The sequence below is a fragment of the Streptomyces sp. NPDC048192 genome (genome assembly GCF_043202415.1).
Taxonomy (GTDB): domain Bacteria; phylum Actinomycetota; class Actinomycetes; order Streptomycetales; family Streptomycetaceae; genus Streptomyces.
On record NZ_JBIDAL010000032.1, the window covers coordinates 16,807 to 38,032 of the forward strand.

Consider the following 21,226-nt stretch of genomic DNA (forward strand, 5'->3'; position numbering starts at 1 on the left):
AGGCCGAGGAGTACCGATCCGGTGAACACCCAGGAACCCCCCGTCGAAGGGGACGAGGAGACCGACGCGCCCACCGGTGTGCCCGCACCCCTGCGACCGGCGGAGACCGTATCGGCCGACGCGCCCGCGACCTCGCCGGTGGGCAGGCTGGCCGCCACCGTGGAGCGGCTGCGCCGCGAGGTACGCGTCGCACAGGCCGAGGCGGACGGCCGGGCGCTGATCGAACTGGCCAAGGGCATCCTGGTCGAGCGGCTGGGCTGCGGCCCCGCCCAGGCCGCCCGGCAACTCGCCGAACTGACCGAGCAGGCGCAGGTGACACCGCTGGAACTCGCGGTGGACGTCATCAACCAGGCGGCCCGGGACCGGGTCGCGGAGGTGACCGAGGCGTTCCTGTCCGCCACCGCCGGCCCCTCCGCCCCGGTCGAGGGCTCCGCCGCCGTACGGCTGCGCGCGGCCGAGAGCGGAGTGCTGGCCGCCCGGGACACCCAGGCGATGGCCGACTCGCTGCTCGAGCACGCCCTTCGTCCCCTCGGTGCCGCAGCGGTGGCCATCTGGTCGGTCGGCCCGGACGGCTCGCTGACCCTCGCGGGCAGCGCCGGATTCGCGCCCGCGGAGGCGGCCCGCTGGCGCTACGTACCGCCCGACGTGGCCACGGTGGCCCGGCGCGGGCTGACCGAGCCCGGCGGACAGTGGCTGCCCTCCCTCGCCGGCTCGGGACTGCCCACGATCGGCCGGCGGGAGTACACCGACGGTGCCCGGATCGCCGTACCCGCCGGAACGGGGGGCCGGATCCACGGGATCCTGGAGATCGCCTGGCCCAAGCCCGAGGGCCCGCTGCCGCGCCCGGTGCTGCGGCAGGTGGAGACCCTCGCCGAACTGTGTGCGCACACCCTGGAGGACTTCCTGCCCGCCGCCGAGGCCCTGCGGGAGCCCCGGGTGGTGCCGGACGCGGCCGAACTGATGGACCTGGCCGACGGGCTCCACGACCCGGCCCTGGTGCTGGTGCCGCACCTCGACGACGCCGGGCAGCTCGTCGACTTCCGCATCCAGCACGCCAACAGCCACTTCCTCGACCCGGCGGGCCGGCCCCGGGCCGTCGTCGCCGGCGCCCTGCTGCTGGAGGCCTACCCGATGGCCGCCGGAGCCGGCGAACTGTTCCAGCGCGTGGAGCGGGTGTACGCCACCGGCGAGCCGTTCCGCACCCGGCGCATGCGGCTGACCGCCCTGGTCGACCAGGTTCCGCTCTCCGCGGTCGCCGACATCAGCATCAGCCGGCACGGCTCCAGCGTGCTGCTCATCTGGCGCATCGAGGACGAGACCGCGCGCCTGGCCAGTCTCCTCCAGCACGCCCAGCGGCTGGGCCGGATCGGCGGCTTCGAGGAGAACCTGCTGACCGGTGAGATCACCTGGAACGGCCAGCTGTTCGACCTGTACGGCCGCCCGCCCACCAGCTCCCCGGTCGCCGTGGAGGACCTCCCCGCGTACTCCCACCCGGACGACGCGGTCCAGATCGGACGGTTCCTGCGCACCCTGCTGCACCACCGCAGGCCGGCTTCGGCCGCCTTCCGGCTGCAGCGTCCGGACGGTGTCACACGGCACATGCGCGTGGTCGCCGAACCGGTCCTCGACACCGACGGCCAGCTGTTCGGCGTCCGCGGCGCCTACCAGGACATCTCCGCCCAGCACTGGACCGAGGTCGCCCTCGCCGCGACCCGGGACCAACTCGCCCACACCGAGCAGCAGGCCGTCGAACGCAACCGGCTGACCCTCCAGCTGCAGCACGCGATCATGCCCCCGGCCCAGGAACCGCTGTGCCTGCCGGACCTGCAGGTGGCGGTGCGCTACCGGCCCGCCGAGACGGAGCATCTGGTCGGCGGCGACTGGTACGACGCCGTGGTGCTGCCCTCGGGACTGGTGCTGCTGTGCGTCGGCGACGTCGCCGGCCACGGGATCGAGGCGGCCACCAGCATGGTGGTCCTGCGCAACGCGTTGCGCGGTCTCGCCGTCACGGGAGCCGGACCGGCGCAGTTGCTGTCCTGGCTGAACATCGTCGCCCACCATCTGACCGGCGCGGTCACCGCGACCGCCGTGTGCGGTCTGTACGATCGCGAGCGCCGTACGCTGCGCTGGGCGCGGGCGGGCCATCTGCCGCCGGTCCTGGTGCGCGAGGCCGACGCCAACCCGCTGCCCAGGCTGGGCGGACTGCTCCTGGGCGCCCTGCCCGAGGCGGTGTACGAGGAGGCCGAGGTGCGCCTGGCCGCGGGCGACACCCTCCTGATGTACACCGACGGGCTGATCGAGCGCCGCGACCGCTCCGTCGAGGAATCCCTGTCCCACCTTCTGGACACCGCGCGCCAGGGACCCAGGACGCTCGACCAGCAACTCGACCGGCTGCTCACCTACAGCAAGTCCGACACCGACGACGACACCTGCATCGTGGGCATCAGGGTCGACTGACTGCTCAACCGGCTTCTTTCGCCTGTTTGCGCGGGCGCGGTGCTGGGCACATGGGAGTTGCCGCAGAACGCGGACAGTGCGTCGAGCACAGCAGGAGGCGTGTCTGCCATGTCGGCTGGTGAAAAGGCCAGGGCCAAGGCCGAACAGGCCAAGGGCAAGCTCAAGAGGGCCACGGGACGAGCCGCCGTCGACGACCCGATGGTCGCCGAAGGCCAGATGGAGAAGTCCAAGGGCGACGCGCGCCAGGCCAAGGAGAAGATCAAGGACATGTTCAAGCGCTGAGCTTGGCGCCGCTCACGAGTGCCGGGCCTTCACCCCCACTGCGGGGCTGAAGGCCCTTCTCCATGTCGAGTACACCGCGTGGGTGGACGACACGCGGCGTCCGCTCGTGGGATGGCAATGCCCTCGGGAGCGCGCTGCTCTTTCCTCAGTGCACCGGTCGGCCGCTCATGGCGTCGTTCTCTCCGGTGGCGGCGGAGTCCCGGGCGCGGGCCACCGCCGCGGTCAGGGCCCGGCGGACATCGGGAGGCAGCTGCCCGCTGGAGGGCCAGTGCACCAGGCAACGGGCCACCTCGCGGAGTTTGATGTTCGTGTGCTGGGAGACCTCCCTGAGAACGTCCCAGCCCTGCTCGGGCCGGAGCCCGCCGACAGAGATGACCACGCCGATGGCCTGGTCGATCACGGCGTGGGAGGCCATGGCCGTGCGCAGCTGGGTCACCTCCTCCTGAAGCGCCGCCAGCTGGTCCGTCCTCTCGTCGCGTCCGATCATGCTGCTCACCCTCGACGCGCCGCCCTGCCTGCGCCAGCCACCAAGCGAAGGACTTCGCAAGCATCCGGACGAAAAACGAAAATTACCTGGTCAGGGCGACATGTTCGGGTGATTCGGGGGGAAGCGCGAGACATGGACACGCTCACCTTCGACAGCGCGGACCTGCAGGTCACGGAGGACTTCCTCAGCCGCGCCTACGCCCGGATGCGCATCGGCAGCAGCACCCCCGGAGCCGGCCGGGCCAGGATCCGGCGCAGCGCCATCGACCCGGTGAGTGTCGACGAACTCGCCCTCGACTTCGAGATGAGCTACTCGGTCACGCCGCTCGGGCGGATCTGCCTGTGCGTCGTGTACGAGGGAACCGTGCGGGACCATCGCTTCCAAGGCGCCGAGGACACCTTCGGGCCGGGTGACGTGGTGCTGTTCGCCCCGCCCGACCTGCCGTACTCCGGGCGCATCTGCCACGCCCGCTACAACATCACGATGTTGGACCCGGCGCTGCTGGCCGAGGTGGCCGCCGGCCCCGACGATGCGCGGCCGGTACGGCTTACCGGGCACCGGCCGCGCTCGGCGGCCGCGGCCGGTCAGCTGAGCCGGACCATCGCCCACCTGCGGGATTCGGTGCTGGCCGACCCCGAGACCGCCGACCAGCCGCTCATCGCAGCGACCGCGGTGCAATACCTGGCGGCGAGTGTCCTGAACACTTTCCCGAACACGGCCCTGCCCGAGCCGACCGCGGCCGACCGCCGCGACGCGCATCCCGCGATGCTGCGCCGCGCGCTGGCCTACATCGACGACCACGCCGACCAGCCGGTGACGGTCGCCGACATCGCCGCCGCTGCCCATGTGACGGTGCGCGCGCTGCAGTACGCCTTCCGGCGGCACCTGGACACCACCCCGCTGGCCCATCTGCGCCGGGTGCGGCTGGCCCACGCACACCAGGACCTGGTGGCCGCCGCACCGGACAGCGGGGCGACCGTCACGGCGATCGCCGCCCGCTGGGGTTTCCACCACCCGGGACGCTTCGCCTCCCTGTACCGCGCCACCTACCGGCGCACTCCGCACACGACTCTGGGCGACGGCTGAGCGTGGGGACGCGTCCCGGAACGACGGCGGGCACCGTTCCGGGACGCTGCACCGGGCACGGGGAACGGACGGCCCGTCAGGTGCCCCCCGGCGGGGGCAGCATCCCTCACTCGCGTCCGACGTCGACGGTCGTCGTGACGCGGGTGAGCGCGGGTTTCCTCGGCACCGAGCCGAAGCCGATGCGCACGGGTGGTTCGACGGGGGCCGTCATCCCCAGATCGACGCCCTCGAAGAACGCCGACACGAGGCGGATCGGCCGCAGGTCCCGAGCGCCGTACCACTCACGGCGGCCCGCACGGGCGCTCCCCCGGGTCCGCACGCCGGGCAGCAGCAGCCGGGCCGGCCCGTCCGTGAGCGCGCTCCACGCCGGACGGCGGGCGAGGGCGCCGGGCACGGCGCACAGCAGCAGGCCCAGAAGCCCGCGCCGCCCGGCGATGAAGCGCAACTCCAGCGGGCCCGCCGTCACGCTCCACGTGTGGTCCGTGACGCCGACCCGCACGGGCACGACGCGCACGGTGTCGAACACGTACGTGGCGACGATGAAGTCCGCCGCCTCCCGCGTGGGGGCCAGCAGCAACCGCTCCCCGCCGGCCCGTTCCAGCATCACGTCGCTGAACGCGCCGAACGGTGACCGCTGCCAGTGTCCGAGCACGACACGGGTTCCGGAGGAGGTGCCCAGGCCCGCGATCCAGCCCTCGAAGCGCAGCCTGCGCCGGTGCACGGCCCGCCGGCGAACCGGGTTCATCGCCAAGGGTGCGCCGGAGCCCACCGGCATTGCGGAGCCGTTGTCAGGAAGCCGGGGCTGCCGGTGGGCAGGGCAGTGAGGCGCCCAGCCGCACATGCCTGACTCCTTCCGAGAAGTGCACGACCGGCTCACCGGAGGGGGCCGGAAGGCCCACCGCGGTGGTGAGCGTCTCCTCCAGCACCTCCACACCGGCGCCGGCCAGCGGCCACGGTTCGTGCTCCACGGGCGTCTCCCAGAGCAGGCCGAACCGGCGCGTGTACGCCCGCCAGCGCGAGGTCAGCCATACGTCCCGCTGCGTCGGCCGCTCGATGGGCGGGCCGGGGCGCACGACGAGACGGTAGGAGGCTCCCCCCGCCCATCTCCGCCCGGAGTAGACGAGGGTCTTCTCCCGCCTGACGACATCGAGGGCGCCAGGATGGTACGGCGCGCCGATCGCCCGCGCCGCCAGCATCAGCGGGCAGGCGACCTCCAGGGACAGGAACCACAGCCCATCCCGACCGCCGGGGTGCCGCACATAGGTCCTCAGGTTGGTCTCCGCGAACGTGGGCAGCCCGGGCAGTCCGGCAGGTACGCCGGGCGGGCGGACGTCCGCCATCAGGAACGGCGTGAGCCCGACCCAGGCCACGCCCTCGTACTCGTCCACGGCCAGAGGCTCGGGCACCAGCGCCTGGACTGCCTCCACCGGGAACGACCAGTGGACGAACGTCTGCGTCAGCCAGCCTGCCCGCAGAGCGGGCAGCCGCACCCGCTGCTCCGCACCGTAGGCCACCACGCACCGCGAGTCCCCTCGCCCCGCCGGCGGAAACGCACGCTGGACGCCAAGCCGCTTTCTCGGACACCGGTCGCCTGCCTACGGCGCGCGCAGTCCGACGGACACGGGCTGTCCATCGCGTCGCAGGGTGTAGAGCTCCCAGGTGTCGGGGTCACCGATGTAGACGTACAGCTTCGGGTGTGCGCGGGTCCCGGACACCTCCCAGGTGTCCATGGGGCAGTCGCCGACCGACACGTCCACCTCCTGCGACCATGGTCCGGTACCTGGCGTGTACTTCCAGGTACCGGTGCCGCTGCACCTGTGCACGACCGGTTCCAAGACGTCGTCGGAGTCTTCGAACGTCTCGACGCGGGTCGCCGTGGCCCTGCCATCCGCCGTGAGAACGAGTGTGCCGCCTCTTGCGTCGGACCACGTTCCGGCAACCTGCTCCCTGCTGAGCCGCGGCGGCTCATACCCGATCCCCGCCCACAGGCCGATGCCGGCAAGCGTGCCGGCGGCGACGACCGCGAGCGTTCCGTGCAGCGCCACCCGCCGGACCATCGCACCGCCGGAGAGCCACGGGCGGTCCACCAGCAGCGGCCTTCGGGCGACCAGCACTGTGGCGGCGAGCGCCGCGGTCACCACGAGCCATACCCCGACCCCCACCGGGAGACCGGTCCGCGCGAGCACCGCCACGGCAACGGCGAAGGGAGCGGTTCCGGCGGCCGCCAGCGCCGGAATCCACCACCACGCCTCACGCCCCGAGAGCCGGCGGCCGAGCCATCCGGCCACCGCCAGCAGCGGCATCACGACCCCGACCGACAGCAGGGCACCGAACACGGCACCCGCCGCCGCCACGAACGGCACCGCCACGACCAGGAAGATGACCGACAGCGCGTTGTAGGACAAGTCTGGGCGCTCCTGGGTCTGCTCCCACACCACGAACGCGATCGCACCGATCACAGCCTCGACGAACAACACCGACATCGAAGCCGCCAGCACTGCGCCGAACCTGTCCCGCACACGGGCCTGCCTCTGCCCGGGCCACATTTTTGAACGCATTCAAATCCCCTCCCGCCGCGCATCCTGCACCATGCGAGGCGGGCTTGTGTCGCCGGGGTCCCTCTGAGCGTGTTGTACGACCCGAGCGTGCCGGCCACAGGCCGAGATCAGGGGCCCGCGCGATGGGCTGTTCGGAGCAGATGGCCTTGTGTTTTTGGCCGTGCCGACAGCCCCAGCGGTCGGTGAGTCGCGTTGCTGGGCGGCGTCAGTCCACCCGACGACGATGCCCTCGGCATCGATCACCGCTATCGCGGCGTCGGGCGACTCGGGGAGGCCCCGACTACTGCGGGAAGAGGGCGCCCGGGCCGTGCGGCTCTAGAGGTGAATGGGCAGGTGGCGGGGTCCGCGCAGCATGGCGTTCTGCCGGTACTCGGGTGGGTCGTCCACCAGGCGGGCGCTGCCGAGGTGGGGAAGCAGCGCGCTGAGGGCCGCGTAGGCCTCGACCCGGGCCAGGGGTCCGCCGTAGCAGAGGTGGATACCGCTGCCGAAGCCGAGGTGCTGATTGTCCGGGCGGGTGGGGTCGAACCGGTCGGGCTCGTGGAACCGCATGGGGTCGCGGTTGCCCGAGGCCAGCACCAGAATGACGGACGCGTGTTGCGGGATCCGGGTGCCGGCGACGTCGATGTCGGCGTGCGGGATGCGCTCGCGCATGTGGACCGGGGGCTCGTAGCGCAGCAGTTCCTCCACTGCTCGCGGCAGCAGTCCGGGGTCGCGTCGCAGCCGGTCCAGCTGCTCGGGGTGGCGCAGCAGTGTGAGTGAGCCGTTGGTGATCAGGTTGACCGTCGTCTCGTGCCCGGCGATGAGCAGCAACACCGCGGTTTCCGCGAGTTCCTCCCGGGTGAGCCGCAGGGCCGGGTCCGGTTCGTTGACGAAGGCGGAGAGCATGTCGTCGCCCGGATCGCCGCGCCGCTGCTCGGCCAGGTTCAGAAGGTACCCGCCCATCTCCATGCGCGCCTGGTCGCCGGCTTTGTCCGTCTCGGTGGAGTCGTCTTCGGGCCTGACGTCGGCGGCCGCGACCAGCACGTCGGACCAGGCCCGGAACAGCGGTTCGTCCTCGCGCGGTACGCCCAGCAGCCGGCAGATCACCGTGACGGGCAGCGGATAGGCGAAGTCGTCGACGACGTCGATCTGCCGGCCCGCCTCGAAAGGCGCCAGCAACTCCTTGGTGATCCGGTCGATCTCGCCGCGCATCGAGTCGACCCGGTCGGGGCTGTGCGGAGGCCCGAAGGGTCGCATGGCCAGCGTGCGCAGCCTGTGGTGCTCGGGGTCGTCGAGCCGAAGGAAGGGCGGCTTGTGGGTCGTTCTTCCCCGGGTACGGGGGTCGGCGCTCATCCGCGGGTCGTGGAGGAGAGCGGCGATCTCGTGGTAGGTGCCGATCAGGTAGCTGCCGTCTGCCTGCTGCACCACGGGGCCCGCCTCGCGGAGCTCCGCGTACAGGGGGTAGGGGTCGGGGCGGCTGGCATAGTCGGTGATCCGTGCCAGCAAGGTCTCGGATTCCATGGCGGATCCTCGTGGTCGGCGGGACGTGGGCTACACCACCGTCAGCCGGCGGTCGGGAAGATGGCCGGTGAGCGCGACGGTCGGCCCGTGGGAGAGCCCCGAGGGATCCGGCACCAGCGAGGGGATCGGGATGTCGGCCGCGATCGCCCGGTCCTGCGCGCCGGGCGGCGGCGGGAAGGGAGCAGCCGTCTCGATCAGGTGCCGGTAGTAGTCGAGCGACTTGGCCATGTCGACGGTGACGGCGGCGGTGACCCGGCCCTGGTAGCCGTAGACCATGGCGAGGCGGCGTGCCTCCAGGGATCCCTGGGCGATGACCACGTGGTCGGAGTAGGTGGGGACGCCCACGGACTTGATGTTCAGTCCGAACTGGGTCGACCAGAAGACCGGGACGGCCAGGTGCGGGCGCTGCAGCGCCCCCGGGTTGACCATGTTGTGGGCCGCCACCTCAGCCTGTTCCACCGCGTTGCCCCAGTGCTCCAGGGACAGCATCTGGTAGCCGAACAGGGGGTGGGGGAAGCGAGAGACGTCGCCGGCCACGAAGACGTCGTCGGTGACGATCCCGTACATGGTGAAGGCGTGGCAGCCGGCGTCGCAGGCGATCCCGCGCGGGCCCGCCGCCAGCCCGGAGTCCGCCAGCCACTCCACGTTGCGGACCGCGCCCAGCGCGACGACGCACACGTCCGCGTCGACGCGGCTGCCGTCGGACAGCTCCGCACCGGTGAAGGCACCGTTGCCGTTGAGAGCGGTGACCGTCACCCCGGTGCGCAGGTCCACACCGTGGTTGCGCTGCATGACCGCCGCAAGCTTCGACAAGGTGCCGCCGAGAGCGCCGACCAGCGGTGCGGAGCCGCGTTCGGCGACCGTGACCTCGAGCCCCAGTTCCCGGCAGGCCGAGGCGATCTCCGAGCCGGTGAAGCCGCCACCGATCACCAGCACCCGCTCCGGCCGCGCGTCCAGACGTTCGGCCAGCCCGGCGGCGTCCTCCCGGGTACGCAGAGTGAACACCCCGTCCAGGGCGCCCTCTTCCGGGTTCGGCCAGGGGCGCGCCCGGGTGCCGGTGGCGATCAGCAGCCGGTCGTAAGGCAGTGACTCGCCGTCGGCCAGGAGCACCCGTTTCGCCAGCAGGTCCACACCGGTGGCGCGCACGCCGAGACGCCACTCGGCGTCCGGGTCCCGGCGCATGGGCAGCCCGGTGGTCTCCGCCGTCGCCTGGCCGAGCAGCACCTGCTTGGACAGCGGCGGCCGGTCGTAAGGCGGGTGCGGTTCGTCCCCGACCACGGTCAGGGGGCCGGTAAACCCCTCCTCGCGCAGTGCCTCGGCGGCCCTGAGCCCGGCCAGCGAGGCACCGACGATGACGATCCGGCCCTCCTTCAGGTCACCGGGCACCACTGCTCACCTCTTCCCCGAGGAGGATCGCCTGGACCGGACAGGCCGCCGCGGCCTGGCGTACGCGTTCGGCCTGGTCTTCGGGGACGGCCGTGGCGTACAGCAGCCCCTCCTCGCCGTGCAGCTCGAACACCTGCGGCGCGAGGAACACGCACTGTGCGTACCCCTGGCAGCGGGTGAGGTCGACAACGGCCCGCATGGTCACCACTTCCTCGGCTGTCTCCCCCGTCTCCCTGTTTCCAGCATGGGCCGGAAACCCCACGGCCGCATGTCGCGGGGCCGGGACGGAACCTCTGACACGTCGAGGACAGGCAGACGCACAACTTGCCTGCCCTAAAGGGAAGTTGACCGCTCTCGCAGGAGCCGTCCACGGTAGTCGCCCACATCACATCGACATTTCCATACATCGTATGGTTACATTCGAAGAGCATTTCCATACAACGTACGGAAACAGCGCACGGCCACGCCAGGCGCACCACATCGCCTGACGGACACGCCGTCGGCGCGGACCGCGCCGACGGAAAGGAGAAGATCATGAAGAAGTTCAGGAAGCGCGTCGCCCTCGCCCTTTCCTCCGTTGCGGTCGCCGGCGTCACCGCCCTCGGCGCCGGGGGCACCGCTTCCGCCGCGGCCCTTGAGCCCGCGCACGTCCAGCGGCCCGCTGCCCAGGTCGACACCACCGACTACAGCTGGGACAACGGAGTGGGGTACCTGCTGGAGCAGGGCTACTCCTGCGACGAGGTCCGCGGCTGGCACCGTGTCACCGACGTGCCCCGGCACGACTGCGACGGCCGCTACTACCGTGAAGGTCACTTCTACCGCGACGGTCACTCCTGCCGCCGGCAGGACGAGCGGCACGGCTGGACGTCCGGCACGTCGTACCGGCATGACGAACACCGCTTCGCGCACGACGGCCGAGGCGGGAACCACCACGACCCGGGCCACGGCGACCGGTGAGACGGGTGCCGTTCGAGGCCCTGGACCGTGGCCGATGAAGAAGTCCCTGAAGTCCGTGGAGCGGCGGATGGCCGTGCGGCTGGTCGTCTCTCCGGACTGAGCACTGCCCCTGTGCCTGGGTCTTCGGTGCGACCCCGCCGACCCCTATGCCGTCCGCGCCGTCTTCTTCGCCGACTGCGACGAGCAGGTCGAATGGATCCTGGGCCGGGATCTTCTGGCCGAGGGCCTGAAGGGCCCCGCGGGTTGCGCGGACGTCCGGATCTGGTCGGCCGTGGGACGTGGCGACACGTCGATGTACATCGCCCTCGGATCGTCCGCGGACACCGCCCTGCTCGCGGTCTCCGCGCGGGACATCAGGTCATTCCTGGAAGAACAGGAACCGGCGTCATATCCCCGTACCGGCGCGGTGTGGTGCCTGGCCAGGGAGGGCGGTGACGGTCAGCCGGTCGTGGACGGCAGAGATCCGCCGGCATGGGACGTCAGATGCGGCCGGTGCAGATGGCGCGAGGGGGTGCGTTCGATGATCAGGAAGGCGGCGTCGTCTGTGAGCTGCTCACCGGTGTGTTCGAGCAGGTCGCGGTGAAGGTGGCGCAACAGGGCGTCGGGGCTCGTGGCGGGGAAGGAGGCGACTCGTTCGGCGAGCGGGTAGAAGGCTCCGGCCGGCGAGCGGGCCTCGATCACACCGTCGGTGTAGAGCAGCAGCATGTCGCCCGGCTCCAGGGTGAACCGGTCGGTGCGGTCGTTCCGTACGCACAGGGCGCACAGGCCCAACGGGGGCGCGGGCCGTCGGGAGTTCAGGACCGTCACCCGCCCTCCGCGGATCAGCAGGGGCGGCGGATGGCCGCAGTTGAGCATCTCGGCCTGCGGGCCCTGATCCTGGATGTCGATCACGACAGCGGTGATGAAATGCTCACCGACGTCGTGCGCCGTGTCGGCGACCTCGTCCAGGTTCCGGCACACGCTCTCCTCGACGGCGGTGACCAGCTCGAGCAGGGAGTCGTACCGGTGAGCGCCCTCCCGGAACGCGCCCATCACCACCGACGCCTCACCGATGGAGGCCAGCCCGTGGCCTCGTACGTCTCCGATGAGCACCCGGGTGCAGGGGTGGTCGGCGCGGGCCACCGCCAGCAGGTCGCCCCCGATCTGGGCCTCGTCCTCGGCCGCCAGATACAGCCAGGCCACCCGCAGGGGTCCGATCCGGCGGGGTGGCGGCCGGAGCAGAATCCGCTGTGCCGCCTCGGCCACCGACCGCACCCGGCTCAGCTCCCGGGCACGCCGCTCCCGCACATGGGCGATGAAGACCACCAGGGCCGACAGCACGGCCAGGGCGATGAGCTGCGCCACGTGGTTGGTCGTGGTGAGCCCGCCGTGGTACACGGAGATGATCACCAGGGCGGCCTGCGCCAGAGCCCCGACCAGAGCGGTCAGCCGTGGACCGGCGAAGGAGGCGGTCAAGGTCGGCGCGATGACCAGCAGCGGGCCCAGATGGACACTGGTGCCTATGCCGAGATCCGTCACCGTGATGACGAGGATCAGTACCAGCGCGATCACCAGCAGCCCGCGTCCGGCGCGCTGCTCCAAGACGCGATCATCCGGTATCCCTCGCGCACCCATATGCCCTTTGTACGCCCTGTATGGCCGAACGCGCTCGGCGCGCGAAGTCCCGTCGCGGTCCGGACGGCTCTCACGCTGACGTGAAGCGCCGGCGCCCTCCCCGCGCTGTCCGGAACGAGGGAGCCTGCGCGGGAGAACGATCTCTTTCAGCACCTGCGATCGGGGCACCCCCCTGCACGCAGCGACCCGCGCCGGCAGGCCGCGGACGAGTTCCCAGGCCGTGGCGCTCGGGGCGCAGGGACCGGACTCAACGGCGGCCGGTGTCCTGGCCGTCTCGACCAGCGGTGAGCCGGCTTTCCAGGCCCGCGGTCAGGGTGTCCATCACCAGACGGAACATGCGGTCCTGATCAGGGCCTTCAGGATCTGCCTCCCCGAGACCGGGGCCGGCGTCCGCAGGCCCGGGTTCACCGGCGTGGGGGCCGGGGGGCTTGAGGCTCGCCCACTGCTGGAGCGAGCCGTTGAGTTCGGCGCTGAGGACACCGACGACAACGGCGACCATGAGAGCGGCGATCTCCGGGACCTCCGACGGGGACACCCCGGAAGCGGCCACGATGGCGGTGAGCGCGGTCCAGAACGGATCGTCGGGCTGGATGAAGTCCGGCTGGTGGCTGAACGAGTAGGCCATCAGCTCGGGGTGACGGTGCGCCAGGGTACGGAAGTCCGTGGCGAGCAGGCGGATCCGATCCTGCCAGGGCGCGTCCTCGAGCGTCACCGTGCGGAACTGGGCGCCGACCATTCTCGCCACGCCGCGGAGCACGGCTTCCTTGTTCGGCACGTGGTGGTACAGCGACATCGGGTTCGCATCGAGCTCGATGGCGAGCTTGCGCATGGTGAGCGCCTCGACCCCGCCCGCGTCGATCAGCCGCAGGGCGGCGGCATAGATCCCGGCCTCGGTCAGCGGTACGTCCCTCTTGCGCGTTCCCCGCGGGGGACGCCTCGCCTGCTTTTCCATACCCCGTACGGTACCAATTTCGTACGCCGTACGGAAATGGGCTTGATCACAGCGTTCGCCGCAGCGCCGAGACTCCCTGTTCGTCGTCCCCGCGCCCGGTGTCACGCTGGACGACGCCCTGCGCGAGAAGATCCGCGACGCCCTCCGTACCGGCGCCTCACCCCGCCACGTCCCCGACGAGATCCTCGCCGTCCCGGCCATCCCGCACACCAGGACCGGCAAGAAGCTAGAAGTCCCGGTCAAGCGCCTGCTCCAGGGCGCCCCCGCCGAGCAGGTCCTCAATCCCTCGGCGGTCGACGACCCGGACCTCGTCGCCTACTTCGCCGGCCTGGGCGCCGAACGCCGCCGGGCCCGTCACCCGCACACCGTCAAGGACGCTTCATGACCCCTCCCGCCGCCTTGCCTGTCTGATCGTGCTGATCTTCGCCCTGCCAGGCGCGACCAAGATCATGGCATTCGGCCCGATGCCCGACCGGCCGCCCATGCCGGCTTCACCACCGCCTCCTACCGGCTGACCGGTGCGCTGGAGCCGGCGGGCGCCATCGGTGCGGCTCTCAGCCCGGTCCTGCCGTTGTGCGGGGAGCCGGTCGGCTCGGCGTCCTGCTGCTCCTCGCCGGTGCCGCGTATCCCGTGTTCCTTGCCGGTGGCGGCTCGTGACGCGGGCTGGGGGCGTGCTCGTCGGCTGCTGCGTGCAGACGACGGGGCCCCTCAGTCCTGTGAGCGAGCCCACGCCGGGGCTGGCACACTGAATCTGTGGTTCCGCTGATGACCGCGGCCGGTCAGGCCGCGTCCTCATCGCTCACAGGCGCCGGCGTGGTGTCGGTCTGCGCACTGCTCTTCACCGTGGCGTCGTTCTGGTGGCTCAACGCCAGACAAGGACGGCTGAAGACATGGGAGCCGCACGCCTTCGCAGTGATCATCCACTCTTCCACGGCCCGCCTGCGGCTTCCGCTCGTCCTGCACAACACCGGCCCCAAGCCGATAGTCGTGCAGGACCTCATCCTGACCTTCCCCGACGAGCCCGCCTCCCATCTGCCGCTGCTGTGGGTGTCCTCGCCGTCCGGCCTCCAGCCGGGGCCGGACGATGACGCGAAGCTACCGGCCGGATTCGTCGTACCCGGGAGACAAGCGCAACAACTCTTCATCGAGTTCGAGGCACCGTTCTCCGGGTTCCTGCCGGAAGCTCGTGACTACCAGGTCCAGCTGCAGGTGAGGGTCGGCCACCGCAAGGGGTGGCGACGCCTGCTGACGTTCACCCTGCGGGCCGCCAACATCATCGATCCGGACCGCTACACCGTCTACAACAACGCACCGGCCGAGCTGACGAAGGAAGATCAGAAAAGGGCCGATGCCGCACTCCTTGAACTGCTGGCAGAGCAAGGGGAACAAGGGCACGACTCCTCGCCGGGCAGCGGGAGGCAGCCGAAGGCTTCGAACGACGATGACGACGCCGGCAGGAGCCGCTGACACTGCACGTCCAAGAACGTTGGGCTGGGCGGACATGGGCAGTGTCAGCGGCGCGAGATCAACGTGATTCCGTCCCGGCAGCGCGTCGGCATGCGGTGGCATCCTTGTCCCCGCGCTGCCGTGTCCACGGCGAGACACGCCCTGCCACGGCCGCCTGCCCACCGTCCCCGCCCCGTCGGCACCGCCGCGCGGGCGAGAGTTCTCGGCGTTGCTGCTGGACGTCGTGTGTCAGTTCGTCGTGGCAGTGGTGTGGTGCGGTCGGTTGTGTATCAGCAGGGCTGAGGCGAGGGCCGCGCACAGGAACACGGCGGCGATGACGGTCATTCCGAGGTGGACACCGGAGGTGAAGGCGTCGCCGATCGCGGCGGTCACCTTCGGCGGGGCCGCTCGGTGGCCGCTGCTGCCGGTGGAGACGGCGTGCTGGACGGCCGGCCAGGCTGCTCGGGGCACCTGGTGGGCGTGGAGCCGCGTCGGCAGTTGGGACTGGAGGCGGCCGGCGAGAAGTGCTCCGAGGAGGGAGGAGCCGGTGACGGACCCGATCTGGCGGAAGGCGTTGACGGCCCCGGAGGCCATGCCGGCGCGTTCGTGGGAGACGCTGACCAGGGCGGCCGCGGTGCTCGGCGCGGCCACCATCCCGCACGCGGCCCCGAAGAGCGCGAACAGCCACCACACCCGGGCGTAGGAGGTGGCGGGATCCAGCGTGGTCAGTCCGGCCGTGGCGGCGGCTCCGAGGAGGAAGCCCACGGTCAGCGGAAGCTTGAAGCCGGTACGGCGGATCACGCGTCCGGTCGCGTAGCTGACGATGACGTAGACGCCGAAGAAGGCCAGCAGCCGCCATCCCACGTCCAGGGCGGACAGGTGCTGGACGCGCTCGTAGAAGAGCACCGACAGGATGGCCAGTCCGGTGAAGCCGAACAGGGAGACGGCCGCGACGAACATGACCGCGCTGAAGGACGCCGACCGGAACAGGGTGATGTCCAGCATGGGTGTGCGGCCGGCGCGCTCGACGAGGACGAAACCGGTCAGGGCCGCGGCCGCGATGATCCAGGCGATGAGGATCCGGGGGGCGGTGTAGCCGTCGTGTCCGCCTTCGATGAGGGCGTAGACGAGGGCGGCAACGCCCAGGACGGCCAGGATCTGCCCGGGGATGTCCAGCCTGCCCTCGGGGCCGCGCGACTCGGCGACGAAAACGGCGGCGGCCAGGGTGACCACGGCGAGGACGGCGGTCGACAGGAAGACCGTGTTCCAGTGGAAGTGATCCAGCAGTGTGCCCGCGATCAGGGGTCCGACGGCGAGCCCGATGCCGGAGGAGGCGGCCCAGATGGTGACGACTTCGGTGCGCCGGTGGGGGTCGGGGAAGGTGGCTCCCAGGATGGCCAGGCTGTTGGGCAGGATGAGAGCGCCGCCGAGGCCGGAGACGAGTTGGCCGGCGATGACGCCTCCCGTCGAACCCGCCGTGTAGACGATGAGCGAGCCGATGATCATGATCGCGGCGCCGGTGGCGAAGGTGCGCTTGCGGCCGTAGAGGTTGCCGATGGTGCCTGCGGACATCACCAGACTGGCCACGAGCAGGGTGTAGGCGGAGGGGATCCAGACGAGGCCGGTCGGGGAGACGTGCAGGTCGTCCTGGATGGCCGACAGAGCCGACACCGATGCGGTGATCAGCAGGAAGGTCGTCATGGCGCCCAGGCACATCGCGATGAGCGTGAAGGTGGCGGCGAGCCGGGACGGTTGGTCCGGGGAGAGCCGGAGACCGGTGTGCCGGCCGGTCGGCCTGAGCCGGCCCGGGGCGGGGGAAGGAGCGGAAGCCATGGTGTCCTCGTCTCAGCCGAGCTGCGGGTAAAGGGCGGCGACGCCGCCGGAGAGGTCGGCCTGCACCTGGCGGCTGCGCTCGTCGACGACGATCTCGGCGGCCCCGAAGGCGATGCCGTCGACGGCCGCGCGGGCGACGTCCGCCGGGGCGGTCTTGGGCCCGTCGACATGGCGGGCCATGTCGGTGTCCATGTAGCCGACGTGGAGGCCGGACACGGTGATACCCCGGGGCGCGAGCTGCTGGCGCACCGTGTTGGTCAGGCTCCACTCCGCGGACTTGGCGGCGGCGTAGGCGCCGACGGCGGGAAAGCTGATCCACGACAGCACGGACAGGATGTTGAGGACGGCGCCTCCGCCCTGGGACTCGATCACGGGGGCGAACGCCCGGATCATGCCGAGGGTCCCCAGGTAGTGGGTCTCCATCTCCAGTCGGACCGCGTCCCAGCTGCCGGTCAGCAGATCGGCGCCCGTGGAACTGCCGGCGTTGTTGATCAGCACCGTGATGTCACGGGCCTCCTCGGCAGCCGCGGCGACGGAGACGGGGTCGGTGACGTCGAGGCGTATCGCTTTCACGCCGGGCAGATCGATCTGGTCGGGTCGGCGGGCCGCCCCGTACACCGTCGCGCCACGCGCGAGCAGTTCCTGGGCCAGTGCCCGGCCGAGTCCGCGATTGGCCCCGGTGACCAGGACGGTTGCTGTGCTGATGTCCATGATTCCTCTCCTGGGATGGGTCCATCCCTGCTGACTTACGATTGAGTAAGTCAGCCTCGACGGTATAGGCTGACTTTGCGCGAGGCAAGCCAGGTGGAGGGTGGAGAGAGATGAAGGACTTGCTGGAGGAGCGGGACGCCTGGTCCATGGCCAACTGCTCCATCGCCCGGACTCTGGAGATCGTCGGCAACAGGACAGCGCTGCTGATCATGCGCGAGGCGTTTTTCGGCACACGCCGGTTCGACGACTTCGCCAAGCGTGTGGGCATCGGCGAACCCGCCGCCGCGGCGCGCCTGAAGGAACTGACCGCCGCCGGTCTCCTGGAGCGCGTCCCCTACCAGGAGCCCGGCCAGCGGACCAGGCACGCCTATCAACTCACCGACAAGGGCCGGGACTTCCGGGCTGTCATCGTGGCGTTGCGGCAGTGGGGCGACAGGTGGGCCGCCGACGAACAGGGCCCCCCTGTGGTCGTACGCCACAAGGAATGCGGCGCCACGGTGCACGCAGTGCTCCGCTGCGACGACGGCCACGACGTTCCGGTCGGGGACTCGTTCATCGACGCCGGCCCGGGCCTGATCCGCGTCAGCCCGGACGCCCCCTGAAGCCGGCATCGACCGAAACGCCCGGCAGGACGCCCCCTGCTGCACATCAGGCGTCGCCTCCGCCGGCGCCGACCGGCACGCCACACCGCTGACCTACGCCTACGAGGAACCGCCGAATGACCGAAACATCGAAGAAGTCCCCGAGCGCCGACACGACCGGCCCGACAGAAGCGGCACCGCACAGGTCACGTGTGTTCGGCTGGGAAGACCCCGCCGTTTCCGCCGACGCCATCCCCCACCACAGCGGCCTCGGCTTCCTCCGCGAGATCCTGGCCGGGCGCCTGCCCGCTCCGCCGATCGCCGCCACCCTGGGCTTCACCCTGGAGGAGGCCGAGCACGGCCGGGCGGTTTTCGTGCTGGTGCCGGGCGAGGAGCACTACAACCCGATAGGCAGCGTCCACGGCGGCGTCTACGCCACACTCCTCGACTCGGCGGCCGGCTGTGCGGTGCAGTCCACGCTGCCCCAGGGCATGGCCTACACGTCGATCGACCTGACCCTGAAGTTCCTGCGCCCCATCACCGTCGACACCGGCAAGGTCCGCGCCATCGGCACCGTCCTCAGCAGCGGCCGCCGCACCGCCCTCGCCCAGGCAGAACTCCGCGACTCCGACGACCGGCTCCTGGCCCACGCTACCAGCAGCTGCATGCTCTTCCCGGTCCCGGGCCACTGACCAGCGCGCCCGGCGCGGTGAAAGCGGAGTCGAGGCTCGGCTTCAACGCCCAAGCAGTGTCCCTCCGTTGACATTGAGGAACTCGCCGGTGATGTAGCCCGCGTCCGGTCCGGCCAGAAAGGCGACGGCCGCGGCCACGTCCTCGGGCTCGCCGACCCTGCCGACCAGGGTCTGCGCCCGCCTCCGGGCCAGTTCTTCCTCGGTCGCGGGTCCGCCGAAGAACTCGGTGCCCGCGACGTAACCGGGCACGACCACGTTGGCGGTGGCTCCCCGGCCCCCCAACTGCCCTGCCAGCGTGTGGTTCCACGCCTGAAGGGCCGCCTTCATGGCTCCATAGGATCCGTTGCCGCGCAGTGCGGCAACGGAGCTGATCGTGACCACGCGGCCGCCCGGCGAGTCGAGCCGGGGCAGCAGCGCCTCGGTGAGCAGGACCGCCGGCAGCACGTTGGTGTCGAAGTCCCGCCGCCACCGCTCGGCGACCTCCTTCAGCCCTCCCTCGGCCGCCGGTGCGCCGCGTACGCCGGCGTTGTTCACCAGTACGTCGACCCGCTCGGGCAGTTCGGGCAACCGGGCCTCGATGTCCTCCGGTTGGGACAGGTCGACGGCCACCGTACGGACCGGATGCGTCCCCCGGATCTCAGCCGCCGCCGCGCGCAGCACTTCGGCGCGCCGCCCCAGGATGGTGACGCGGTCGCCCTGGAGGGCGAACCGGGCGGCGATGGCCCGGCCGATACCCGTGCCGCCGCCGCTGACCACTACCGACCGCTCCATGCCGCTCATCCGTTCCTCCGGGTCCTCGCCGGTCACGTACTCAAACGATCAGATGATCCATCCAACTGAACCGGCCTAGTCCAAGGTCATCCTGCCCCGGGTGTAGCGCATGCCGTACCTTTCGCCGATCACGTTGACCTTTTCCAGGTCCATCTGGCCGTCCGGGGCCCTGACTTCGGGGCCGGCCGCGAAGAGATCCTCCAGGAAGTTGTCCCAGCCACCTGGTGTGGACACTTGCAGTGCTCGCGCCGGCGGCTGGGAAGCGTTGCGCATGGCGTGCGGGATGCCGTGAGGCAGCAGTGCGCACATGCCGGGGGTCAAGCGGTACGTCCGCCCCTGGAAGTCGATCTCCATCTCGCCTTCCAGGACGTAGACGAACTCGTCCATGAGCTCGTGCACATGGGACGGGATGTCGACGTCCATACGGTTCTCCAGTACGGCGAGCCGGCCTTCGCTGTCAGCGGTGGCGACCTTGACGCCGAAGCCGGGCGGCAACGGGACCCGGGTCTGCCGGGTCTGTCCGGGTTGCAGCAGAACAAAACGGTCAGCGGACATGCGTGATCCCTTCCTGCCGGCCAGGTGATGCCGATGGACAGCTCTCACCCTACGCCTCAAGCGGAGAAAATTCTCCAGTTATTTTGCGGTCGCTTACGATCGCCCCATGACCCCTGAGCCGCCTCTGCGCGCCGACGCCCAGCGCAACCGCGAGAGAATCCTTGCCGCCGCTCGCGAACTCTTCCGCGAGCGGGGCACCGCTGTGGCCCTCGACGACATCGCGCGCCGCGCTGGAGTGGGCGCGGGCACCCTCTATCGCCGGTTCCCCGACCGCGATGCGCTGATCCGGCAGGTCATCGTGGACGGCTTCGAAATCTGCCTGGAGGCAGTGCGGGCCGCCCATCAGGAACTGGCGGACCCGGCTGGCGCGTTGGAGCGGCTCTTTCGGCGCGTGGTGGAACAGCGCGAACGCCTCGTACTGCCCCTGATCGGCGGACCGGTCGCCCATGACCCACGAGTCCAGGAGCTTCAGCACGCCATCCGTGACGGTGTCGAGGAGATCCTCGTGGCCGGCCGGGCCGCCGGCGTCGTGCGTTCCGACGTCACCCCCGAAGATCTGATCACCGCTGCTGCCATGGCATGCCGCCCCATGCCGCACCTGCCCGGCGAAGTGAGCGCGGCGCTGGCCATCCGGCACGTGGCCGTCTACGTGCACGGACTGCGCCCGGAGGGCGCCGCGCCCCTGCCCGCGGTCGCGCCATCACCGGAGGTCGTGGGTCGGCACGTGGCCATGGACCAGCGTGAGGCGAAAGAAGCCCGCTGACGAGCTCGCACACGGTGAGCGGTGAGACAGCGGGGATGCCGACGGGGCCGGGTTTCGCATCTGCCGTGTCGACGAGGTCCGTGATCTGCCGGCGGGACAGCAGGCCGGCGACGGCTTGGGCGGTGTCGCTCGTGTGGTGACGTGCTCGCGACTGCGGCGCCGAGGTGGCGGGCCAGGTACGCCAGTTGCTCAGTGGGCGATTCCGTCGGCATCGGCGAGTTCTCGACTGCCGGGCCTGCCCGCCCCCGCCAGCCTGACCAGCCCTGACTGCGGGCACGGGTGATGTCCGCGTAACTGCCACACCGAGCCACCGGGCCGGCCCGTCCTGCGTGGCGGCGTACCGCAGACACACAGGCCTCGCCAGGAGTCCGCGAAAATGCAGAGTCCGGCGTCGTGCGATCAGCTGCCGACGGCGCTCTGCGACGGTTCCCAGACCGAGCAGTCGTGGGCGAAGGGCACACGTCGCGGATCGAAGTCGGCGAGCCGCCCCAGCCAGTGCTGAAAAGGTGCCTCTATGGGCTTCGTCAAGCTGTAGCCGGGGCGGGCGACTGGTAGAAGGTGCCGTCTCGGAGCATGGCGAAGAGGACGTCGATGC

The 21,226-nt window shown here is 70.9% G+C and carries 21 protein-coding genes and 2 pseudogenes; 10 read left to right on the forward strand and 13 right to left on the reverse strand.

All coding sequences use genetic code 11. The features are described from left to right. Nucleotides 1-21: 21 nt before the first annotated feature. Nucleotides 22-2,457, forward strand: coding sequence for a SpoIIE family protein phosphatase (locus tag ACGFZN_RS39210; RefSeq protein ID WP_393863275.1), 2,436 nt, complete (start codon nucleotides 22-24; stop codon nucleotides 2,455-2,457). 108 nt (nucleotides 2,458-2,565) lie between these two features. Then, on the forward strand, nucleotides 2,566-2,739 hold the full coding sequence (locus tag ACGFZN_RS39215; protein ID WP_393863276.1) for a CsbD family protein: 174 nt from the start codon (nucleotides 2,566-2,568) through the stop codon (nucleotides 2,737-2,739). 145 nt (nucleotides 2,740-2,884) lie between these two features. Here the strand turns inward: ACGFZN_RS39215 and ACGFZN_RS39220 are convergent, their stop codons facing one another. Further along, on the reverse strand, nucleotides 2,885-3,226 hold the full coding sequence (locus ACGFZN_RS39220; RefSeq protein ID WP_393863277.1) for an ANTAR domain-containing protein: 342 nt from the start codon (nucleotides 3,224-3,226) through the stop codon (nucleotides 2,885-2,887). Between the two features lie 132 nt (nucleotides 3,227-3,358). Between ACGFZN_RS39220 and ACGFZN_RS39225 the strand changes: the two genes are divergently transcribed. Further along, nucleotides 3,359-4,312 carry a helix-turn-helix transcriptional regulator gene (locus ACGFZN_RS39225; RefSeq protein ID WP_393863278.1) on the forward strand — a complete coding sequence of 318 codons (954 nt, stop codon included), beginning with the start codon at nucleotides 3,359-3,361 and terminating at the stop codon, nucleotides 4,310-4,312. A 106-nt stretch (nucleotides 4,313-4,418) separates the two neighbouring features. On the opposite strand, the gene ACGFZN_RS39230 is transcribed toward ACGFZN_RS39225, so the two are convergent. The 6 genes from ACGFZN_RS39230 to ACGFZN_RS39255 form a co-directional block, all read right to left on the reverse strand. After that, nucleotides 4,419-5,057 (reverse strand): hypothetical protein, encoded by a 639-nt coding sequence (locus ACGFZN_RS39230; RefSeq protein ID WP_393863279.1) that lies wholly within the window; start codon nucleotides 5,055-5,057, stop codon nucleotides 4,419-4,421. A 43-nt stretch (nucleotides 5,058-5,100) separates the two neighbouring features. Further along, nucleotides 5,101-5,829, reverse strand: coding sequence for a YqjF family protein (locus tag ACGFZN_RS39235; protein WP_393863280.1), 729 nt, complete (start codon nucleotides 5,827-5,829; stop codon nucleotides 5,101-5,103). A gap of 78 nt (nucleotides 5,830-5,907) precedes the next feature. Further along, nucleotides 5,908-6,831, reverse strand: a complete 924-nt coding sequence (locus tag ACGFZN_RS39240) for a hypothetical protein (RefSeq protein ID WP_393863281.1) — start codon at nucleotides 6,829-6,831, stop codon at nucleotides 5,908-5,910. A 354-nt stretch (nucleotides 6,832-7,185) separates the two neighbouring features. Further along, entirely contained in the window at nucleotides 7,186-8,370 is a 1,185-nt protein-coding gene (locus tag ACGFZN_RS39245) for a cytochrome P450 (protein WP_393863282.1), read from the reverse strand. Nucleotides 8,371-8,400: 30 nt separating this feature from the next. Then, nucleotides 8,401-9,756, reverse strand: a complete 1,356-nt coding sequence (locus tag ACGFZN_RS39250; protein ID WP_393863283.1) for an NAD(P)/FAD-dependent oxidoreductase — start codon at nucleotides 9,754-9,756, stop codon at nucleotides 8,401-8,403. Then, nucleotides 9,746-9,955, reverse strand: coding sequence for a ferredoxin (locus ACGFZN_RS39255; RefSeq protein ID WP_393863284.1), 210 nt, complete (start codon nucleotides 9,953-9,955; stop codon nucleotides 9,746-9,748). Before ACGFZN_RS39255 ends, ACGFZN_RS39250 begins: the two co-directional genes overlap by 11 nt. A gap of 335 nt (nucleotides 9,956-10,290) precedes the next feature. Between ACGFZN_RS39255 and ACGFZN_RS39260 the strand changes: the two genes are divergently transcribed. Then, nucleotides 10,291-10,713, forward strand: a complete 423-nt coding sequence (locus ACGFZN_RS39260) for a hypothetical protein (RefSeq protein WP_393863285.1) — start codon at nucleotides 10,291-10,293, stop codon at nucleotides 10,711-10,713. Nucleotides 10,714-10,828: 115 nt separating this feature from the next. Continuing rightward, nucleotides 10,829-11,077: pseudogene (locus tag ACGFZN_RS39265) on the forward strand (SsgA family sporulation/cell division regulator); the annotation flags it as partial. Nucleotides 11,078-11,151: 74 nt separating this feature from the next. Here the strand turns inward: ACGFZN_RS39265 and ACGFZN_RS39270 are convergent. Both ACGFZN_RS39270 and ACGFZN_RS39275 read right to left on the reverse strand, forming a co-directional pair. Continuing rightward, nucleotides 11,152-12,294, reverse strand: a complete 1,143-nt coding sequence (locus ACGFZN_RS39270; RefSeq protein WP_393863286.1) for a PP2C family protein-serine/threonine phosphatase — start codon at nucleotides 12,292-12,294, stop codon at nucleotides 11,152-11,154. Nucleotides 12,295-12,574: 280 nt separating this feature from the next. After that, a complete protein-coding gene (locus ACGFZN_RS39275; RefSeq protein ID WP_393863287.1) occupies nucleotides 12,575-13,279 on the reverse strand; it encodes a TetR/AcrR family transcriptional regulator in 705 nt (234 codons plus the stop codon). Nucleotides 13,280-13,355: 76 nt separating this feature from the next. Here ACGFZN_RS39275 and ACGFZN_RS39280 point away from each other — a divergent pair. Then, a pseudogene (locus ACGFZN_RS39280) lies at nucleotides 13,356-13,664 on the forward strand (acetoacetate--CoA ligase); the annotation flags it as partial. Nucleotides 13,665-14,032: 368 nt separating this feature from the next. Next, entirely contained in the window at nucleotides 14,033-14,746 is a 714-nt protein-coding gene (locus ACGFZN_RS39285) for a hypothetical protein (RefSeq protein WP_393863288.1), read from the forward strand. A gap of 228 nt (nucleotides 14,747-14,974) precedes the next feature. Here the strand turns inward: ACGFZN_RS39285 and ACGFZN_RS39290 are convergent, their stop codons facing one another. Beyond that, a complete protein-coding gene (locus ACGFZN_RS39290) occupies nucleotides 14,975-16,558 on the reverse strand; it encodes an MFS transporter (protein WP_393863289.1) in 1,584 nt (527 codons plus the stop codon). A gap of 12 nt (nucleotides 16,559-16,570) precedes the next feature. Next, nucleotides 16,571-17,269, reverse strand: coding sequence for an SDR family oxidoreductase (locus ACGFZN_RS39295; RefSeq protein WP_393863290.1), 699 nt, complete (start codon nucleotides 17,267-17,269; stop codon nucleotides 16,571-16,573). A 110-nt stretch (nucleotides 17,270-17,379) separates the two neighbouring features. On the opposite strand from ACGFZN_RS39295, the gene ACGFZN_RS39300 reads away from it, so the two are divergent. Then, nucleotides 17,380-17,871: a winged helix-turn-helix transcriptional regulator gene (locus tag ACGFZN_RS39300; RefSeq protein ID WP_393863291.1), complete on the forward strand. Its 492-nt coding sequence runs from the start codon at nucleotides 17,380-17,382 to the stop codon at nucleotides 17,869-17,871. Nucleotides 17,872-17,987: 116 nt separating this feature from the next. Next, on the forward strand, nucleotides 17,988-18,542 hold the full coding sequence (locus ACGFZN_RS39305) for a PaaI family thioesterase (protein WP_393863292.1): 555 nt from the start codon (nucleotides 17,988-17,990) through the stop codon (nucleotides 18,540-18,542). A 42-nt stretch (nucleotides 18,543-18,584) separates the two neighbouring features. Here the strand turns inward: ACGFZN_RS39305 and ACGFZN_RS39310 are convergent, their stop codons facing one another. Together ACGFZN_RS39310 and ACGFZN_RS39315 are read right to left on the reverse strand one after the other, a co-directional pair. Beyond that, a complete protein-coding gene (locus tag ACGFZN_RS39310; protein ID WP_393863295.1) occupies nucleotides 18,585-19,313 on the reverse strand; it encodes an SDR family NAD(P)-dependent oxidoreductase in 729 nt (242 codons plus the stop codon). 75 nt (nucleotides 19,314-19,388) lie between these two features. Then, nucleotides 19,389-19,868, reverse strand: a complete 480-nt coding sequence (locus ACGFZN_RS39315) for a cupin domain-containing protein (RefSeq protein WP_393863293.1) — start codon at nucleotides 19,866-19,868, stop codon at nucleotides 19,389-19,391. Between the two features lie 106 nt (nucleotides 19,869-19,974). Between ACGFZN_RS39315 and ACGFZN_RS39320 the strand changes: the two genes are divergently transcribed. After that, on the forward strand, nucleotides 19,975-20,631 hold the full coding sequence (locus tag ACGFZN_RS39320) for a TetR/AcrR family transcriptional regulator (protein WP_393863294.1): 657 nt from the start codon (nucleotides 19,975-19,977) through the stop codon (nucleotides 20,629-20,631). Nucleotides 20,632-21,226 lie beyond the last annotated feature (595 nt).

What these genes read in the sequence shown, in the direction of transcription:
- ACGFZN_RS39215 (WP_393863276.1), top strand. Translation starts at nt 2,566, where the DNA reads ATGTCGGCTGGTGAAAAGGCCAGGGCCAAGGCCGAACAGGCCAAGGGC.
- ACGFZN_RS39300 (WP_393863291.1), top strand. Translation starts at nt 17,380, where the DNA reads ATGAAGGACTTGCTGGAGGAGCGGGACGCCTGGTCCATGGCCAACTGC.
- ACGFZN_RS39310 (WP_393863295.1), bottom strand. Translation starts at nt 19,313, where the DNA reads ATGGAGCGGTCGGTAGTGGTCAGCGGCGGCGGCACGGGTATCGGCCGG.
- ACGFZN_RS39220 (WP_393863277.1), bottom strand. Translation starts at nt 3,226, where the DNA reads ATGATCGGACGCGACGAGAGGACGGACCAGCTGGCGGCGCTTCAGGAG.
- ACGFZN_RS39305 (WP_393863292.1), top strand. Translation starts at nt 17,988, where the DNA reads ATGACCGAAACATCGAAGAAGTCCCCGAGCGCCGACACGACCGGCCCG.
- ACGFZN_RS39260 (WP_393863285.1), top strand. Translation starts at nt 10,291, where the DNA reads ATGAAGAAGTTCAGGAAGCGCGTCGCCCTCGCCCTTTCCTCCGTTGCG.
- ACGFZN_RS39290 (WP_393863289.1), bottom strand. Translation starts at nt 16,558, where the DNA reads ATGGCTTCCGCTCCTTCCCCCGCCCCGGGCCGGCTCAGGCCGACCGGC.
- ACGFZN_RS39230 (WP_393863279.1), bottom strand. Translation starts at nt 5,057, where the DNA reads ATGAACCCGGTTCGCCGGCGGGCCGTGCACCGGCGCAGGCTGCGCTTC.
- ACGFZN_RS39245 (WP_393863282.1), bottom strand. Translation starts at nt 8,370, where the DNA reads ATGGAATCCGAGACCTTGCTGGCACGGATCACCGACTATGCCAGCCGC.
- ACGFZN_RS39255 (WP_393863284.1), bottom strand. Translation starts at nt 9,955, where the DNA reads ATGCGGGCCGTTGTCGACCTCACCCGCTGCCAGGGGTACGCACAGTGC.
- ACGFZN_RS39320 (WP_393863294.1), top strand. Translation starts at nt 19,975, where the DNA reads ATGACCCCTGAGCCGCCTCTGCGCGCCGACGCCCAGCGCAACCGCGAG.
- ACGFZN_RS39225 (WP_393863278.1), top strand. Translation starts at nt 3,359, where the DNA reads ATGGACACGCTCACCTTCGACAGCGCGGACCTGCAGGTCACGGAGGAC.
- ACGFZN_RS39295 (WP_393863290.1), bottom strand. Translation starts at nt 17,269, where the DNA reads ATGGACATCAGCACAGCAACCGTCCTGGTCACCGGGGCCAATCGCGGA.
- ACGFZN_RS39315 (WP_393863293.1), bottom strand. Translation starts at nt 19,868, where the DNA reads ATGTCCGCTGACCGTTTTGTTCTGCTGCAACCCGGACAGACCCGGCAG.
- ACGFZN_RS39275 (WP_393863287.1), bottom strand. Translation starts at nt 13,279, where the DNA reads ATGGAAAAGCAGGCGAGGCGTCCCCCGCGGGGAACGCGCAAGAGGGAC.